Origin of the sequence: Leucobacter sp. M11 (genome assembly GCF_035726885.1) — a bacterium.
GTDB lineage: Bacteria > Actinomycetota > Actinomycetes > Actinomycetales > Microbacteriaceae > JAPFRB01.
In genome coordinates, this window is the sequence record NZ_JAPFRB010000001.1 from 407,782 (window position 1) to 408,836 (window position 1,055).

At 70.0% G+C, this 1,055-nt stretch carries 2 protein-coding genes; both read right to left on the minus strand.

From position 1 onward, the window contains the following. Window positions 1-442, minus strand: a 442-nt coding sequence (locus OOT08_RS02035) for an amidohydrolase family protein (protein WP_325090890.1), incomplete at its 3' end; no start/stop codon positions are given. 64 nt (window positions 443-506) lie between these two features. Next, a partial coding sequence (locus OOT08_RS02040) for an APC family permease (RefSeq protein ID WP_325090891.1) occupies window positions 507-1,055 on the minus strand: 549 nt, incomplete at its 5' end.

A 1,055-nucleotide genomic window follows, 5' to 3' on the forward strand; every position in this document is an offset into this window, starting at 1 on the left:
CGTCGAAGAGGAGCACGAAGGTCTTCCGGCCGGGCACGGCCCGCGCCAGGAAGGCGTTGCTGGGGACCTCGTCCCCGAACAGGGTCTGCTCCAGGCCCCAGGCCTGGAGCCAGGGCGCGTCGGGGTGCTCAGCGCCGTACGCGGTGAGCATCCGCTCGGCCTCCGCCAGGGTCTCGACGCCCGTGAGCGAGAGGCCCGCGGTCATGCCAAGCCCGAAGACGGGGTGGCTGTGCGCGTCCACGAGGCCGGGGACGACGGTGCCGCCGGGGAAATCCCGGACCCGCGTGCGCTCCCCCGCCCAGCCCTGGGCCTCCGCCCGGGAGCCGAGGTGACTCACCACCCCGTTCGTGATCCCGAGCGCTTCGACGCGCTGGGGTTCGGCGTCGGGCGCGAGGGTGTGAATCCCCTCGGCGGTGATGATGAGGTCCGGGGCAACGGTCATGGGGTTCTCGTTTCTGGTGTCTGTGTGTGGGGGGGGTGAGGTGCGGTCGAGGGGCGCGGCGGGGCTAGGGCTGGGACGCGCCGCCGCGGAGGGGCTGTTCGTCGTGCAGCGTGTCAATCATCTGGGTGGTGGGCTCCTCGTTGAAGTCGAGGGTGGGCACGGGCTTCCGGAACAGGTTCGTTCGGAGCAGCAGGATGACCAGCCCGAGCGCGAACCAGATGCCGCCGACGACCCAGGTCATCGGCTCCAGGGACGCCCAGAGCCAGATCGTGAGGAGGAAGCCGATGAGGGGCACGGCCCCGTAGCGGATCACCCGGCCCGGGGTCCAAGACCGTGCCTCGCCCGCCGGAAAGAGGTAAATCTTGATCACGGAGAGGTTTACCATCGCGAAGGCGCCCAGCGCGCCGAAGCTGATCATGAACGCCGCCTGGTCGAGCGTCAGGAACAGGCTAGACAGCGCGAAGATGGAGACGGTGATTGCGGCGACCGCCGGGGTGCCGAAGCGCTTCCAGACGAAGCCGAAGGGCTTCGGGAGGACGCCGTCCCGCCCCATCGCGTAGATGATCCGGGAAACGGCGACCTGCCCGGCAAGGCCCGAGCCGAAGCAGCCCAG